A 15,174-nucleotide genomic window follows, 5' to 3' on the forward strand; every position below is an offset into this window, starting at 1 on the left:
GTCATCACGGCCCTGAATACGGCACGGCGCACACATCTTTGGGAGTAATCTGCCAGAAGTAGCGCTTTTTCCCGTCATATCGCAAAAGTTGCATGCCCTCGCTTGTCATCTCGAAATGCACACTACCGTGGATGCCTGTTTGCCAACAGCGGCTTCCCAGCCTTTGAAAACGCTCGGTAACGTCTTTGGCAGGGTGTCCGTAGGTATTAAACCGCGAGGCCGCAAAGACAACGTGCTCGGCCTGAGTAGCGCGGAGAAATACATCAGACGAGGAGCTTTTACTACCGTGATGCGCCGCCAGGAGCATGTCCAGCGCTATCTCTGGGGGCCAATTTCGCGCCAATTTTGCTTCAATACCCCGTTCAATATCGCCGGTCAGCAGTACCCGATGATCGCCAGCGCGAATAAGCAGAACGCAGCTGCGGTTATTGCTCTTGCTGTCACGAGAGGGTGAATAGCGTAGAAAACGGTATTCCACACCGTCCCAAAGCCAGGGTGACGCGAGATGACAGTTCTTCGCCGCCAATTCGCGGTGTCGCTCGGGTTCGCCGGACAGTACCTGCTTCACCGGCACCGCGCTCACCAGCCTGTCGGCCGCGCCGGCGTGATCGCGATCTCCGTGGCTGAGAACTAAGCGGTCGACCCGGTGAATGCCGCGGCGACGGAGCAGCGGAAGTAGCACCGCATCAACACTGTTGTAGCGCGCCGAGAAGCTCGGCCCGGTGTCGTAGATCAATGCACGCCGCCCTTGTTGAACCAACACCGACAAGCCCTGACCCACATCTAACACACTCACCCATACATGGCCGGGTGGCGGCGATGGTGGTGTTTGTAACAAAGCTAGCCCCGCAAACATCACCGCCAAAGGGCGACCCAATACGCCGCGGGGCAACAACAGTAAACCCGCAGCCAACAGTAGGCACAGGATCGATAAAACGCTAAGCGCGGGCTGCCAATATGGCAGCTGTGACAGCAGCTCAAGATAATTAAACAGCCACTTGAGCAGCGAATTCGCGGCAGAAAATAGGCCAAAATCGGGCAAGCCTAGCCAAGCCGCCAATAACGCGATAAAGAGCACCGGCATAATGACCAGCGCGAGCGCCGGAATTGCCACTAAATTTGCCGGCAATGCCGCGACGCCAGAGCCAAACCCCCAAATCGCCAGCACCGGTAATAATACGAACAACAGTTGAGCTTGAAGAAGCGGCAGTTTGCGCCACGCGGCCTGGCCCGACTGCACGCCCATTGTCAGCATCAGCAATACGCCCACAGCAACAAATGACAGATAAAACCCAGCGCTGTGCAATGCCAGTGGGTCGCGCATTAGCACCAATACCAGCGCAATCTGAAGGCCCTGCCACGGCGATATACGCCGCTGTAGTAGCAGTCCGACACATAGCACGGCGGCCATGATTAATGCCCGCTGAGTGGGCAGCGTAAACCCGGCCATTGCGGCATAAGCGCTGGCCAGAGCAAACCCAAGAGCCGGCCCCAGCCATACACTGCCCTGCCCGCCTCGGGTCAATACGGCGCCAAGCAGGCGAGCCAGAACAAAGCCCCAAGCCATAACAATGCCAATATGCATACCTGATATGGCCATCAGGTGACTGGTGCCGGTTCGGGAAAGCAGCGCCCAATCCTCGTCGCTGACATCGCGCCGATCCGCGTAGAGCAGCGCCCGCATAATACCCTGCCGCGACAGGCCAACGAGCGCCTCGCGCTGCTGACTCAACAAGCGATTACGTAGTTGCTGATAGCGAACACCAATACTGGCTGCGTGTTCAGCCCCTGCGATTGGCATAATGGCTTTAGCATAACCGCGCCCGGCGTAGCCGTTGGCAATCAGCCACTGGCCGTAGTCAAACGCACCCACTGACCGGGCACCCGTTGGCGGTCGCAAGCGCAGCGTCAACCTCGCCCAGGTGCCAGCTTGAGGGGGACGGGCGCCGTAATAGTTCACACGGTATCGGGCGCGCCCGGCGGGGCAGTAGCCGTCGGCACACTGCCCGGCGGCCAACTGAATATCAAAGCGATAGTAAACCCGCCCATAGCCACTCTGTTCCTCAATTGGGCCGAGGATAAGGGCGTCGAAAACCGCCTTTGTCGGCATGTCTCCTGCCGGGGGAAGCTGAGCGAAACGCTGCTCGCAATAATGGGCGCTGTAGCCGCAAGCGAGGAAAAACGCTACCGCTGCGCTGCGCCACTGCCGTTTTACCATCAGGCCAGCAGCAATCGCAGCGCCGACGAGCAGGCGCCAGTCGATGACCTCTGGCAGAAAAGGAGGCACTGCCAGCCCGGCTGCAGCAAATGTCATCCATGACAACATACTGGTCTCGCTCTCGACTTACATGCATAATACCGCCGCATGGCACTGTGCTAGCGGCTGTCATGTGCATTCATTTTACGTAAAGTGGGGCCAATGGCTCGTAAATTCTTCAAGCGATGGCTTCCGGCTCCCGAGCGCATGCGTGAACACCCCTCAGTGCGCGTGTTCGGCAGTCTTCTTCACGAACCCAATCTGTGGCATTTAAATCGCCGCTCAGTGACCTTTGCGTTTTTTATTGGTCTGTTCACTGCCTTTGTGCCCATTCCCACACAAATGCTCCTTGCGGCACTGCTGGCTATTTTGGTGCGGGCAAATCTGCCGCTATCGGTAATGCTGGTATGGATCACCAACCCCGTTACCATGCCGGCCTTCTTCTATTTTAGCTACAAAGTGGGTGCTGCCCTGCTTGATGTGCCTGCCAAGGACTTCGCCTTTGAGCTGTCTTGGCAGTGGATTCAGGATGAACTGATTTTGTTGTGGCGGCCATTCTTGCTTGGCTGCTTGCTGACCGGGCTATTCTGCGGCCTGGTCGGTGCGGTGAGTATCCACATACTGTGGCGCGTGCACGTTGTGCGCCGCTGGCGTAAACGTCAACAGCAGCGCAGAGCAAAAACACCTAACTGACCCCTGTTACTGCTGCCGCAGGGTATGCGCGGGCGCGAGCCGCGATGCTCGCCATGCGGGATACAAACTGGCAAAAACACTCATAAAATACGCCGCCGCACTAACAATCGCGACGTCGCTGGCGCGAATATCAGTCGGCAGATAACTAATTGGATAAACATCCGAGCGCAACAGCTGCGCCCCGGACACCTGCTCCAGGCCAGCCACAAGATCACCAATCACCAGCGAGAAGAGCACGCCCAGTATGGCGCCGATGAGCGTGCCAATACCGCCAATGATCGCGCCGTACACCATAAAGGTTTTCAGAATGTCGCTCTGTGTGGCGCCCTGGCTGCGCAAAATGGCAATATCCGAGCGCTTGTCATTCACCACAAGCACCAGTGTTGAAACAATGTTGAATACCGCAACGGCCACTACGGCCAACATCATTATCACCACTAACTTTTTCGACATTTGTATCGCGTGATACATATTGCCAAATTGCTGACTCCAATCACGCAACCGGTAGTGTCGACCATGCACTGTTGACAACTCCCAGGCCACTTTCGGCGCTGCAAACACGTCGTGCAGGGCAACCCGCAACGACAACGACTGATTCGACAATAATGACTGGGCCGTAGCCAGCGGCATCAACACCAGCTGTTGGTCAAGCTCCGTGCCACTGCTGAAAATCGCCGCAAGCGTAAAGCGATAAAACCGCACTCCCCCCTTCTCCGGCTGGGGAATTGCCAAGCTCAACGAGTCTCCCGCCGCCAGTCCCAGGCGCGTTGCAAGCCCCTTACCAAGCACGACGCTCTGCTCCTGAAATGCGCTGAAATCAGCGAACTGTGTCATCTGCGACACCGTCGCTTCCTGCGCAAGGTCGACCCCGAAGAACTGCACAGGCTCGGCCTGACTGGACTTCACTAACAGCGCATTGCCCTGCACAAAGGGCGCCACAGCGCGAACCTCAGAATGTGCAAGAACACTGCTGCGAAATGACTGCCAATCGGCGTCGCCGCCATTCCAGGGCACCATACTTATGTGCGGCACAAGGGCGAGAATACGCTGACGCATCTCCCGGTCAAAACCGTTCATTACCGACAACACGGTAATCAGCATGGCAATGCCCAATATCAACCCCGCCATGGACAACCGCGATAGAAATGACATCAGCTGACTGCCATCACCGCCGGTGCTATAGCGCAAACCAATAAATCTGGAGATACCGGCCACTGCTATACCTTCTGGGTCAATTGGCCAGCCCGCAATTCCAGAATCCTGTCCATGCGCTGCGCCAGTTGTAGGTCGTGGGTAACAATTAAAAAACTCGTTGCAGACTCGCGGTTAAGTTCAGCCAGCAGCGCGTGCACAGACTCAGCGGTATCACCGTCCAAATTCCCGGTTGGTTCATCAAGCAACACACAAGCCGGGCGATTGACCAGCGCCCGGGCAATGGCCACGCGCTGCCGCTCGCCACCGGAAAGCTGAGCGGGACGATGGCTGAGCCGACTGCCCAAGCCAACGCGCTCCAGCAAGCTCGCGGCCTCTGCCATTGCCTCACGCCGCTTTCTACCGGCAACAAGCAGCGGCATTGCGGCGTTTTCGACCGCGCTGAATTCTGCCAGCAGGTGGTGAAATTGGTAGACAAAGCCCAGCTCGGCATTGCGCAGACGACTGCGGTCACGGTCATTAAGAGCGGCGATATCACGGTCGTTAATCAGCACCCGACCACTACTGGGCAAGTCTAAGCCTCCCAGCATATGCAACAAGGTGGTTTTACCAGCCCCTGAGGGCCCGACTATCGCCAGCATTTCCCCCTTCTTCACCACCAGCTCGATGTTATCGAGAATGGTGAGCTCGCCGTCGCCCTGACGATAACGCTTGCAGAGGGCTTGGCAGTGTAAAACCGGTTTCGCGGTGCTTAGTTGTTCCATATTTTTCATTTACTCGTAGCGCAATGCTTCTGCCGGCTGGACTTTGGCCGCCTGGCGCGCGGGATACAATGTGGCCAATACACTTAGTGCGAGACCAAAACCGCAAATCCACACAATATCCGTCACCCTCAGCAGCGACGGTATTCGGCTGATAAAGTACACCTGCGGATCAAACACATACAGACCTGTCACGGACTCTAACCACGCGACGACGTCACCAATATTCACTGCCAGCGGCACGCCAATCAGCAAGCCCAACAACACACCGCACAGCCCGGTTGCGACCCCGTAGACAATGAATACCCCGGTGATACTGCCAGGCGATGCACCCATGGTACGCAACACCGCAATGGCGCCGCGCCGAGAGGAAACGGCCATACTTAGAATGGAAATAATATTGAAGGCGGCGATGATGACGATAAACATCAACAGCAGCCGCACCATCAGCTTTTCCATCTTAACGGCTTGAAACAGGCTGCCCTGGCTGATACTCCAGTCCACCACTGTGCTGCCTTTAGGGAGCAAGGGCAGTAGATCGGCAGACCACTTTGCCGACTGGAGAAGGTCGCTAAACTGCAGGCGCAAGCCCTGCACATCAGTGCCCAGTTGATAGAGTTTTTGCGCGTCCTGAAGATGAATAAACGCGGTGCTGGCATCAAGCTGCGCGCCCGCTGAAAACATTCCAACAACGGTGAAAACCCGCTCCCGGGGAAATAAACCAAAGGGCGTGACGGTGACCTTCGGCAAAATCACCCGCAGCGTGTCGCCGGGCATCAAATCCAACTGCCGCGCAAGGATATCGCCGACTACCACTTCGTAGTGACCCGGCGTTTCGCTCAAGTAGCGGCCGGCGATCATTTTTTCGGCGACCGATGACACTGATCGCTCTAATTCGGGGTCGATGCCGTACATCGCAACGCCCTGTATTCTGCCTGCCGCCGACAGCATCGCCTTGCCACCGACGTAGGGTGCTGAGGCTTTTAGCCCTGGCGCCGAGGCTATCGCTTGTCGCTGTGCAGACCAATCATCCAGGCGTTGATTCGGCCCCTCCACATACGCATGGGGTAACACTGACAACACCCGTTTCTGTAGCTCGGCTTCAAAGCCATTCATGACGGCGGTCACGACGATCAGTGAGACAACACCGAGCATCATACCCAATAGTGAAAACCACGACATCAAGGATAGAAAACGGTCATCACCCGCACCCTTGCGAAAGTAGCGAAGACCAATAAAGAATGGGAGTGAAGCTGGCATAGTGTTGCTGGGGGCCGTGAACGGTTGGGCCTCTATACTAGCATTGTCGGGACAAGAAACCGCAGTTATTGCGCCGCTGTGTGCGGCGCACAGGAACCGCTAGTCGCGGCTAGCGTCATAAAATTGCTTGCTGTCAGCCTGCATGGCCGCTTTCTCGGACTCTTCTTTACACTTATTCGGGTCGTTCCCGCAGAGGTCACAGACATAATCCGGATCAGCCAACGCTGCACCCACACCTCCGCAAGAGCCCGCTATCGGCTTGCGTCCAAAGATAACGCCGACTGACATCGCCGCCACGATCAGCAACATCACCAGTACTGCTGCAAAAATAGTCGCCATCACTTACTCCTTCGGTAGATAGGGAGCAAAGGCCGAGCTGTAACGACTGACAAAGCCCTCTTCCCCTTTCTCAATAATATACACAGGTAAATCCTGAGCTTCAGCAAGCGCCAGCGCACGCTCGGTACCCATTACGGACAGCGCGGTCGCCATCGCGTCAGCGAAGGCGCACGATGGATCAAGCACCGTCACCGACGCCAGCGTGTGAGTGATGGGCCTGCCAGTGCGCGGGTCAATAGTATGAGAATAGCGCACACCATCCTGCTCGAAATAGTTGCGGTAGTCACCGGAGGTCGCCACCGCAATATCGCCCAGCGCTATCGCCAACTGAGGGCCACCGCCGGCCGGATTCTCAACACCGATGCGCCAAGCATCGCCGCGCGGGCTCTTCCCCGCTACACGCATTTCGCCGCCGATTTCAACGAGGTAGTCTTTCACACCCAGCGACGTCAGCCAAATCGCGGCAGCGTCGACGCCATAGCCCTTGGCAATGGCTGAAAGATCCATGCTCAATGCCGCAGACTTCATCAGCTTTGGCTCAAGCATATCGAGCTGCAGGCGGGTATAACCCACCCTATCCATCACGTCGGCCAGGGCATCATCACTCGGACGGCCCTCGCGCTTCACCGGCCCGAACCCCCAAAGGTCCACCAGCGGCGCCACGGTAATATCGAATGCCCCGCCGCTAAGCCAGCTCACCTCCAATGCCATGGTTAGAATCGCATATAGCGGCTCACTCAGCTGTTGCCACTCACCGATGGGCGCGCGGTTTAGCTGATTTAGCTCAGAGTCTTCAATATAGGCCGACGCAATTTGGTTAAAGTGCGTGAGCTGATAGTCGAGCTGTTGCTTCAAGCGCTCTGCGCGCAAATCACCGGGGTTTCGCAGCGTGACGTGGTAGGTGGTGCCCATCGTCTCGCCACTGAACTGGATAATTTCCTCTGGCGCCGGACTACAGGCACTTAAAAACAGAAAAAGCAGCACTAAGGCTGCTTTTTCCACGGACAGAGATCGCTTAACCACCGAAGTCATCAAGAAGAATATTCTCCGGTTCTACGCCCAAATCCTCGAGCATTTTAATCACTGCCGCGTTCATCATCGGGGGTCCACACATGTAAAACTCACAATCTTCAGGTGCCTCGTGGTCCTTCAGATAGTTTTCGTACAAAACAGTGTGAATGAAGCCCGTCAAACCTTCCCAATTGTCTTCAGGCTGCGGGTCAGACAGTGCCAAGTGCCACTCGAAGTTGTCGTTTTCTTCCGCCAGCTTGTCGTACTCGTCCATGTAGAACGCCTCGCGCAATGAGCGAGCGCCGTACCAGAAAGAGATCTTACGCTTGGAATTCAAACGCTTGAGCTGGTCAAAGATGTGCGAACGCATTGGCGCCATACCCGCACCACCACCGATGAATACCATCTCTGCCTCAGTTTCCTTAGCAAAGAACTCACCGAAGGGGCCGTACACCTTAACTTTGTCACCGGGTTTCAGGCTGAATACCCAGGAAGACATCTGGCCAGCTGGCAACGAAAGATTATTCGGCGGCGGTGTTGCTGCACGAATATTGAACTTAACAATGCCCTTCTCTTCGGGATAGTTGGCCATTGAGTAAGCGCGCACAACGGTCTCGTCAACTTTTGACTCAACATTGAAGAAGCCAAAACGCTCCCAATCGCCGCGATACTCTTCGGGGATATCAAAGTCAGAGTATTTCACGTGGTGAGGCGGACACTCTAACTGCACGTAACCACCGGCGCGGAAGTCTACGTTCTCACCTTCGGGCAGCTTGAGCGTCAGCTCTTTGATGAAGGTAGCCACGTTGGGGTTAGACTCAACAGTACATTCCCACTGCTTAACGCCAAAGACATCTTCAGGCACTTCAATAACCATGTCCTGCTTGACGGGCGTCTGACAGGACAAACGCCAACCTTCGCGAGCTTCACGGGGGCTGAAGTGTGCCTCTTCAGTAGCAAGCATGGAGCCGCCACCATCTTTTACAATGCACTTACACTGCGCGCAGCTACCGCCGCCACCACAGGCAGATGCCAAAAAGATGCCCTGATTCGAAAGCGTACCCAATAGCTTATCGCCAGCGGGTACGCTGATTGTTTTTTCACCATTTATCTCGATGGTCACATTACCGCTGCTCACCAAGCGCGCGCGAGCAAACAGGATAACGGCTACCAGCGACAACACGATCGCGGTAAACATCGTTACACCGAGAATAACCACTGTATTCATTAAAACGCCTCCAGTTCTTCTTCTCGGTTACAGATCGATGCCGCCGAAGGACATAAAGCCCAACGACATCAAGCCGACAGTAATAAAGGTGATGCCAAGACCGCGGAGGCCTTCGGGAACATCGCTGTACTTGAGCTTTTCGCGGATACCCGCCAAAGCAGTAATCGCCAACGCCCAACCGGTTCCCGCACCGGCGCCGTAAACTACCGACTCAGTGAAGTTGTAATCACGCTCTACCATGAACAGTGAACCACCCATGATTGCGCAGTTCACCGTGATCAGCGGCAAGAATACACCCAGGGCGCTATAGAGTGCCGGGACGAACTTGTCCAGGAACATCTCCATGATTTGCACGATAGCCGCGATAACACCGATGTAGCTCAACAAGCCCAGGAAGCTGAGATCCACATCCGGGAAGCCGGCCCACGCCAGCGCGCCGTCGCGCAACAAATAGGTATAAATCAGGTTGTTAACCGGCACGGTAAGTGTCAGTACAACAATTACCGCAATACCAAGGCCAATGGCGGCCTGGATTTTTTTTGAAATTGCCAAGAAGGTACACATACCAAGAAAGAAGGCCAGAGCCATATTCTCGATAAACACCGACCTGACGAACAGGCTGAGATAGTGTTCCATCAGAAGGCCTCCTTAACGCTGCGTGTATTCTTAGTGATTTTAAATTCTTCCTCTTCTACCTGCTCTTTGTCTGCACTACGCAGGATCCAGATGAAGAAACCGATCAAGAAGAATGCACTGGGAGGCAGCAGCAGCAAGCCATTAGGTACATACCAGCCGCCGTTGTTAATTGTAGCGAGAATCTCGATACCAAACAGGCTTCCGGAACCGAGCAGCTCACGCACGAACGCCACACTGAACAACACCACGCTATAGCCCAAGCCGTTACCGATACCATCGATAAAGCTCGCCAGCGGTGGATTCTTCATTGCGAAGCCTTCAGCGCGCCCCATAACGATACAGTTGGTGATGATCAAACCAACGAATACCGACAGCTGCTTACTGATGGCATAGGCGTAGGCCTTGAGTACCTGGTCAACCACGATAACCAACGAGGCAATAATAACCATCTGTACGATGATACGGATAGCGCCAGGGATGTGGTTGCGAATCATCGATACAGCGAGGTTGGAAAACGCCGTAACGAAAATCACAGAAATACACATTACCAGGGTAACCTTCATGCTTGAGGTTACCGCCAAGGCACTACAAATACCGAGGATCTGCAGCGCTATTGGGTTGTTTTTAAATATGGGTGAGGTCAATGCCTCTTTCATCGTTGCCATTACTTAGGCCTCCCCTGACTGCAGGTTGCTCAAGAAAGGCTTGTAGCCATTCTCGCCCATCCAGAATTGCAGTAGATTGGTTACACCGCGACTGGTCAAAGTTGCTCCACTCAAACCGTCAACCTTGTGCTCTGCTTCTGCCGTGTTGGCATCGACACTGCCCTTGATCAACTGAATTTTTGCATCACCTTCGTCGTAGACCTTTTTACCCGGCCACAGCGCTTTCCAGTTCGGGTTATCAACCTCGCCGCCAAGCCCCGGTGTTTCACCGTGCTCGAAGAAGCCCAAGCCGGCAACGGTATTGAGGTCGTTTTCCAATGCTAAAAAGCCGTGAAGTGTTGACCACAACCCAGCGCCGCGCACCGGAAGAATGATCTTGTCCAGCTCGCCATTGCTCTCAACAAGATAGACCGTCGCGTAATTTTCGCGGCGCTTTATCTTGGCAATGTCGTCACCGCCCAGATCCACTGAAGTTTGCGGATCTTTAGCGACGCTGCTTTGCTCGAAGCTTGCAACATCAAATTGGTCGGTAAATTTGCCTGTGTTGAGGTCAACAATGCGCGTAGTCACACGCTCGAATTGCTCATCGATGCTTTTCTCAGGGTCAAGCATGCCCGCAGCAGCGAGGATATTTGCCTTGCGGTCTTCCGCTTTGTTGGCAACTTGAGCCGGTTTCAGCATGACTGCCGCCGAGGAAACAAACAATGCACAGACGATACAGAGTGTTACCGCGACCAGCAGTGTTTTTTGAATACTGTCGTTATTAGCCACGTGCCAACCTCCGTTTGATGTTTGCTTGAACCACGAAATGGTCAATCAGTGGTGCGAACAGGTTGGCGAAAAGAATTGCCAACATCATACCTTCTGGGAAGGCGGGGTTAACGACGCGGATCAGGACAACCATACAACCGATCAGCAAACCAAAAATGAACTTGCCGGTATTGGTCATGGCTGAGGAAACCGGGTCGGTGGCCATGAAGATCATACCGAAGGCGAAACCACCCAAAACGAAGTGCCAATACCAGGGCATAGCCATCATGGGGTTATCACTTTCGATACCGTTAAACAGCAACGACAGCGCCACCATGCCGCTGAATACACCCAGTACAATGCGCCAGGAAGCGATCCCCGTCCAAAGCAGAACAGCGCCGCCAATAAGGATCGCGATAGTGGATACCTCACCCATGGAGCCGTGCATGTTACCGCTGAACGCATCGAACCATGTCAGTTTGTCCTGCAGTGCCGCCATACCGTCGCTGGCCACAACCGACAATGCCGTCGCGCCGGTGTAACCGTCTACCGCCGTCCACACTGCATCGCCAGAAAGCTGTGCAGGATAGGCGAAGAACAAAAAGGCACGACCGGTCAGCGCTGGGTTAAGGAAGTTTTTACCGGTACCACCGAATACTTCCTTACCAACAACCACACCGAAGCTGATACCCAGGGCAACCTGCCACAGGGGGATGGAGGGAGGACAAATCAACGCAAACAAAATAGAGGTGACAAAGAAGCCTTCATTGACCTCATGGCCGCGCTTCATGGCAAACAACACTTCCCAGAATCCGCCGACCACAAAGGTCACTGCGTATACGGGAATGAAGTACCAAAAGCCGTGCCAAAAGTTGTCCCAGACACTTGCCGGGTTATAACCGGCAAACATGCCGATCATGGCATGACGCCAGCCTTCACCGGCCGCCAGGCCCATATCGGCCATAATGGTGTTGGCCTGAAAACCAATATTCCACATACCGTAGAACATGGCTGGAAAGGCACAGAACCACACGGTGATCATAATGCGCTTCAGGTCGACACCGTCGCGCACGTGGGCGGTGGTTTTCGTAACCGAACCGGGTGAGTAGAAAATGGTATCGACTGCCTCGTACAGGGCATACCACTTTTCAAAACGGCCACCTTTTTCAAAATGCGGTTCCAGATCGTCGAGAATAGTTCGCAGACCCATGATTTAACCCTCCTTCTCAATACGGCTGAGATTGTCACGGAGAATCGGGCCGTATTCATATTTGCCAGGGCAAACGTAGGTACACAGCGCCAAATCTTCTTCGTCCAGTTCGAGGCAGCCCAAATCTTGCGCCATCTGTGTGTCCCCTACGATGAGGGCACGCAACAACTGGGTAGGCAAAATATCTAGGGGCATAACCCGCTCGTAAGCACCGACCGGCACCATAGCGCGCTCGCTACCATTGGTATTGGTGGTGTATGGCAGACGCTTCTTCAGGAATTGGCTGAGGTAAATACGCAGGGTCGAGTGCTTGTTTGCACCGGGCGATAGCCAACCCATGAAATCGCGCTGCACGCCTTCAAGAAGGACACTTACCTGATTGTGGTAGCGGCCGAGATACGCCATTGCGCCGCGTGCGGTTCTACCACCGAGTACGGAACCAGAAATCAATCGGTTTTCGCCCGCTTTCAATTGACCGGCACAAAGCTCTTCCAAGCTCGCACCCAGACGTGTTCTGAGCAGTCGCGGTTGTTCAACTTGCGGGCCGCCCAGTGCGACGACGCGATCCGCTTGCAATTTACCCGTGGTAAACAAGCGTCCGAAGGCAATCACATCCTGATAACCAACGTGCCACAGCTGCTTGCTGAGGCTAGCGCCTTCCAGGAAGTGCATATGCGTGCCCACCAAACCTGCCGGATGCGCACCGGCAAATTCGCTGACCTGCACCTGACTGTTATTGATGCTCGGCGCTTGGCTACCGGCGGCGACACAAAGATGAACTTTGCCAGTGGTGAGCTTGCTCAGCACTTCAAGGCCGTTAGCAAAGTCCTGCTCTGCTTCTGCGATCACTAATTGTGGATCACCAGACAGTGGCTGAGTATCGATTGCCGTAACAAAAATCGCAGCTGGCGAGGCATCTAACGCAGGCACCTTACTGAATGGCCGCGTGCGCAGTGCTGTCCAAAGCCCTGACTGCTGTAAGTTTTCAGCAACCTGGTCTCTGCTCAGCCCGCTTAGCTGCTCGGCAGAATAGCTGGCGAACGCTTCGTAGTCGTCATCTTCAACATCGATAACGACCGACTGCAGCACACGCTTTTCGCCGCGGTTGATGGCCGACACCACACCGGTAGCCGGCGCGGTATAACGTACACCTTCAGTTTTTTTGTCGGTAAAAAGAAGTTGGCCCGTTTTTACACGGTCCCCTACTTTCACCGCCATTGTTGGCTTCATACCAACATAGTCGAACCCGAGTACAGCCACCGAGCGGACCTTGGGTCCTGGCTCAATACGCTGCTCGGGTGCGCCGGATATGGGCAAATCCAGGCCCCTGGAGATTTTGATCATAAGGCTCTCTGACACTCTTATGGTTAAACGCGAAAATAAAAATTCTGCGATTCCGAGCAGATGCTGGCCCGGGAGGCGGGGTGAGCACGGTCACCCAGCTCAAAAAATTGCCGCAAGTATATAGACTCACGGCATAGCCTGTCACGACGAAACTGGCGATACCGGCCAGAACCGCTATGCAAAACGGCCAGCGTCGCTAAGTGCGCTGCTGGCCGTATCGTTGCTTACTCGGCTGGATATACCGCGTAGGAAACCCCTGCCATTTGTTCCAAAATACGGTGCACCTGGCAGCTGTAGCCAAACTCGTTGTCGTACCAGCAGTACAAAATCGCGCTCTTGCCGTTCACGATGGTGGCTTCGCTGTCAAAAATACAGGCGTGGCGAGAGCCGACAAAATCACTGGATACCACTTCGGGTGAGTTTGAGTAGTCGATCTGCTTACGCAGCGGCGAGTGCAGCGCCACTTTGCGCATATACTCGTTCAACTCATCGGCAGTCGTTTCCGTTTTAAGGTTCAGCTTCAAAATAGCCAGCGACACATTCGGGGTTGGCACACGAATCGCGTTACCGGTCAGCTTGCCGAGCATTTGCGGCAACACTTTACCAACAGCTTTCGCTGCGCCCGTTTCAGAGATAACCATGTTCAGCGGTGCGCTGCGGCCGCGACGATCACCCTTGTGATAGTTGTCGATCAAGTTCTGGTCATTGGTGTAAGAGTGAACCGTCTCAACGTGACCATTTTCAATACCAAAGCGGTCATCCAGCACTTTAAGTGGTGGCGCGATAGCATTGGTTGTACAGCTGGCAGCAGAAATAATGGTGTCGCTGTCGAGAATTTCTGCATTGTTAACGCCGGCAACGATATTCTTCATATCGCCTTTGCCAGGCGCCGTTAAGATCACTTTGGCGATGCCGGGGCGCGCCAGGTGTGTCGCCAAGCCTTCGGGGTCACGCCATTTACCGGTGTTATCGACCAGAATTGCATCGTTAATACCGTATTGGGTGTAATCCACTTCTTCAGGAGAGTTGGCGTAAATGACTTTGACTTCTACGCCATTGGCCACGAAAGATTGACGCTCTTCATCAACGCGGATGGTGCCATTAAAGGGGCCGTGCACCGAATCGCGGCGCAACAATGAGGCACGCTTAACCAGATCGTTTTCAGCACCGCCCTGGCGAACAACAACCGCGCGCAGACGCAGGTTGTCACCGCCGCCCGCTTTCTCTACCAAGAGACGGGCCATCAGGCGACCGATGCGACCAAAACCGTAGAGAACGACATCGCGAGGTGGGCGCGCAGGCTCTTTGACGCCACCGATCAGGTCGGCAACCTGGCTGCGAACGAATTCGTCGACACTCTGCCCTGCTGGCTTGCCTTGCTCTTCATAGGCAACAGCAATACGGCCGGCATCAATGTGCGCCGTGCCCAAATCCAAACCAGCAAGTGCTTGAATAACGGGGAAGGTTTCAAATTCAGACAACTCGTTTTGTTCAACCTGACGAACAAAGCGATGCGCCTGCATAATATCCAGAACCGAGAGGTTGACCAGATTCTTTCCGTAGATATAGGTTTTGACGTTATTGCTGCGGTAGAGCTTACCAATCAGAGGGATCATTCCCTCGGCTAATGCTTCGCGCTCTTTCCAGTCGGCGAAGTAATCATCAGGACGCTCTCGTCTTCTCTCAGTCACGGCAGATACCCTTTGCTGTCGGGGGGAAAATTCAGGAGCGCGTATTATCTTTATTCACGCCATCCAGATCAACCTCCACAACTGTCAACTGCTACCAATGTCGGTACTAATCCTGGCAAATTTGCCGTGATCGTCGGGGTTATGACTGCAAGCGCCGACGCGGTACAATGCCCGCCC

General features: G+C 54.7%; 14 protein-coding genes. 1 reads left to right on the forward strand and 13 read right to left on the reverse strand.

The window, feature by feature from the left end; genetic code table 11:
- Positions 1-4: 4 nt before the first annotated feature.
- Positions 5-2,326, reverse strand: a complete 2,322-nt coding sequence (locus AC2Q8J_RS02875; protein WP_486452050.1) for a DNA internalization-related competence protein ComEC/Rec2 — start codon at positions 2,324-2,326, stop codon at positions 5-7.
- Positions 2,327-2,419: 93 nt separating this feature from the next.
- Here AC2Q8J_RS02875 and AC2Q8J_RS02880 point away from each other — a divergent pair, with 93 nt between their 5' ends.
- On the forward strand, positions 2,420-2,950 hold the full coding sequence (locus AC2Q8J_RS02880) for a DUF2062 domain-containing protein (protein WP_486452051.1): 531 nt from the start codon (positions 2,420-2,422) through the stop codon (positions 2,948-2,950).
- Between the two features lie 6 nt (positions 2,951-2,956).
- On the opposite strand, the gene AC2Q8J_RS02885 is transcribed toward AC2Q8J_RS02880, so the two are convergent.
- The 12 genes from AC2Q8J_RS02885 to AC2Q8J_RS02940 form a co-directional block, all read right to left on the reverse strand.
- A complete protein-coding gene (locus AC2Q8J_RS02885; RefSeq protein WP_286840145.1) occupies positions 2,957-4,165 on the reverse strand; it encodes a lipoprotein-releasing ABC transporter permease subunit in 1,209 nt (402 codons plus the stop codon).
- Between the two features lie 2 nt (positions 4,166-4,167).
- A complete protein-coding gene (lolD, locus tag AC2Q8J_RS02890; RefSeq protein ID WP_204995487.1) occupies positions 4,168-4,866 on the reverse strand; it encodes a lipoprotein-releasing ABC transporter ATP-binding protein LolD in 699 nt (232 codons plus the stop codon).
- 9 nt (positions 4,867-4,875) lie between these two features.
- Positions 4,876-6,123 (reverse strand): lipoprotein-releasing ABC transporter permease subunit, encoded by a 1,248-nt coding sequence (locus AC2Q8J_RS02895; RefSeq protein ID WP_486452052.1) that lies wholly within the window; start codon positions 6,121-6,123, stop codon positions 4,876-4,878.
- A 99-nt stretch (positions 6,124-6,222) separates the two neighbouring features.
- Positions 6,223-6,462: a (Na+)-NQR maturation NqrM gene (gene nqrM / locus AC2Q8J_RS02900; protein ID WP_027872589.1), complete on the reverse strand. Its 240-nt coding sequence runs from the start codon at positions 6,460-6,462 to the stop codon at positions 6,223-6,225.
- 3 nt (positions 6,463-6,465) lie between these two features.
- Positions 6,466-7,464 (reverse strand): FAD:protein FMN transferase, encoded by a 999-nt coding sequence (locus AC2Q8J_RS02905; protein ID WP_486452053.1) that lies wholly within the window; start codon positions 7,462-7,464, stop codon positions 6,466-6,468.
- A gap of 13 nt (positions 7,465-7,477) precedes the next feature.
- A complete protein-coding gene (gene nqrF, locus AC2Q8J_RS02910) occupies positions 7,478-8,701 on the reverse strand; it encodes an NADH:ubiquinone reductase (Na(+)-transporting) subunit F (RefSeq protein WP_286694160.1) in 1,224 nt (407 codons plus the stop codon).
- A gap of 27 nt (positions 8,702-8,728) precedes the next feature.
- Positions 8,729-9,337 carry an NADH:ubiquinone reductase (Na(+)-transporting) subunit E gene (gene nqrE / locus AC2Q8J_RS02915; protein ID WP_027872592.1) on the reverse strand — a complete coding sequence of 203 codons (609 nt, stop codon included), beginning with the start codon at positions 9,335-9,337 and terminating at the stop codon, positions 8,729-8,731.
- The gene (locus AC2Q8J_RS02920) at positions 9,337-10,002 is read right to left on the reverse strand and encodes an NADH:ubiquinone reductase (Na(+)-transporting) subunit D (RefSeq protein ID WP_027872593.1); all 666 of its coding nucleotides are present in this window, start codon (positions 10,000-10,002) and stop codon (positions 9,337-9,339) included. The genes nqrE and AC2Q8J_RS02920 overlap by 1 nt, the downstream gene beginning before the upstream one ends.
- A 3-nt stretch (positions 10,003-10,005) precedes the next feature.
- Positions 10,006-10,773, reverse strand: a complete 768-nt coding sequence (locus tag AC2Q8J_RS02925; RefSeq protein WP_286694159.1) for a Na(+)-translocating NADH-quinone reductase subunit C — start codon at positions 10,771-10,773, stop codon at positions 10,006-10,008.
- Positions 10,766-11,962: an NADH:ubiquinone reductase (Na(+)-transporting) subunit B gene (locus AC2Q8J_RS02930; RefSeq protein WP_486452054.1), complete on the reverse strand. Its 1,197-nt coding sequence runs from the start codon at positions 11,960-11,962 to the stop codon at positions 10,766-10,768. The genes AC2Q8J_RS02925 and AC2Q8J_RS02930 overlap by 8 nt, the downstream gene beginning before the upstream one ends.
- 3 nt (positions 11,963-11,965) lie before the next feature.
- A complete protein-coding gene (locus AC2Q8J_RS02935; RefSeq protein ID WP_286694157.1) occupies positions 11,966-13,306 on the reverse strand; it encodes a Na(+)-translocating NADH-quinone reductase subunit A in 1,341 nt (446 codons plus the stop codon).
- Between the two features lie 224 nt (positions 13,307-13,530).
- On the reverse strand, positions 13,531-14,997 hold the full coding sequence (locus AC2Q8J_RS02940) for a glyceraldehyde-3-phosphate dehydrogenase (protein ID WP_027872597.1): 1,467 nt from the start codon (positions 14,995-14,997) through the stop codon (positions 13,531-13,533).
- Positions 14,998-15,174: the final 177 nt, after the last annotated feature.

The organism is Spongiibacter sp. C9W, from assembly GCF_057370015.1.

Excerpts from the sequence above, each read along its gene's own strand:
- AC2Q8J_RS02875 (WP_486452050.1), bottom strand. The coding sequence starts at position 2,326 with ATGTTGTCATGGATGACATTTGCTGCAGCCGGGCTGGCAGTGCCTCCT.
- AC2Q8J_RS02880 (WP_486452051.1), top strand. The coding sequence starts at position 2,420 with ATGGCTCGTAAATTCTTCAAGCGATGGCTTCCGGCTCCCGAGCGCATG.
- lolD (WP_204995487.1), bottom strand. The coding sequence starts at position 4,866 with ATGGAACAACTAAGCACCGCGAAACCGGTTTTACACTGCCAAGCCCTC.
- AC2Q8J_RS02895 (WP_486452052.1), bottom strand. The coding sequence starts at position 6,123 with ATGCCAGCTTCACTCCCATTCTTTATTGGTCTTCGCTACTTTCGCAAG.
- nqrM (WP_027872589.1), bottom strand. The coding sequence starts at position 6,462 with ATGGCGACTATTTTTGCAGCAGTACTGGTGATGTTGCTGATCGTGGCG.
- nqrF (WP_286694160.1), bottom strand. The coding sequence starts at position 8,701 with ATGAATACAGTGGTTATTCTCGGTGTAACGATGTTTACCGCGATCGTG.
- nqrE (WP_027872592.1), bottom strand. The coding sequence starts at position 9,337 with ATGGAACACTATCTCAGCCTGTTCGTCAGGTCGGTGTTTATCGAGAAT.
- AC2Q8J_RS02920 (WP_027872593.1), bottom strand. The coding sequence starts at position 10,002 with ATGGCAACGATGAAAGAGGCATTGACCTCACCCATATTTAAAAACAAC.
- AC2Q8J_RS02930 (WP_486452054.1), bottom strand. The coding sequence starts at position 11,962 with ATGGGTCTGCGAACTATTCTCGACGATCTGGAACCGCATTTTGAAAAA.
- AC2Q8J_RS02935 (WP_286694157.1), bottom strand. The coding sequence starts at position 13,306 with ATGATCAAAATCTCCAGGGGCCTGGATTTGCCCATATCCGGCGCACCC.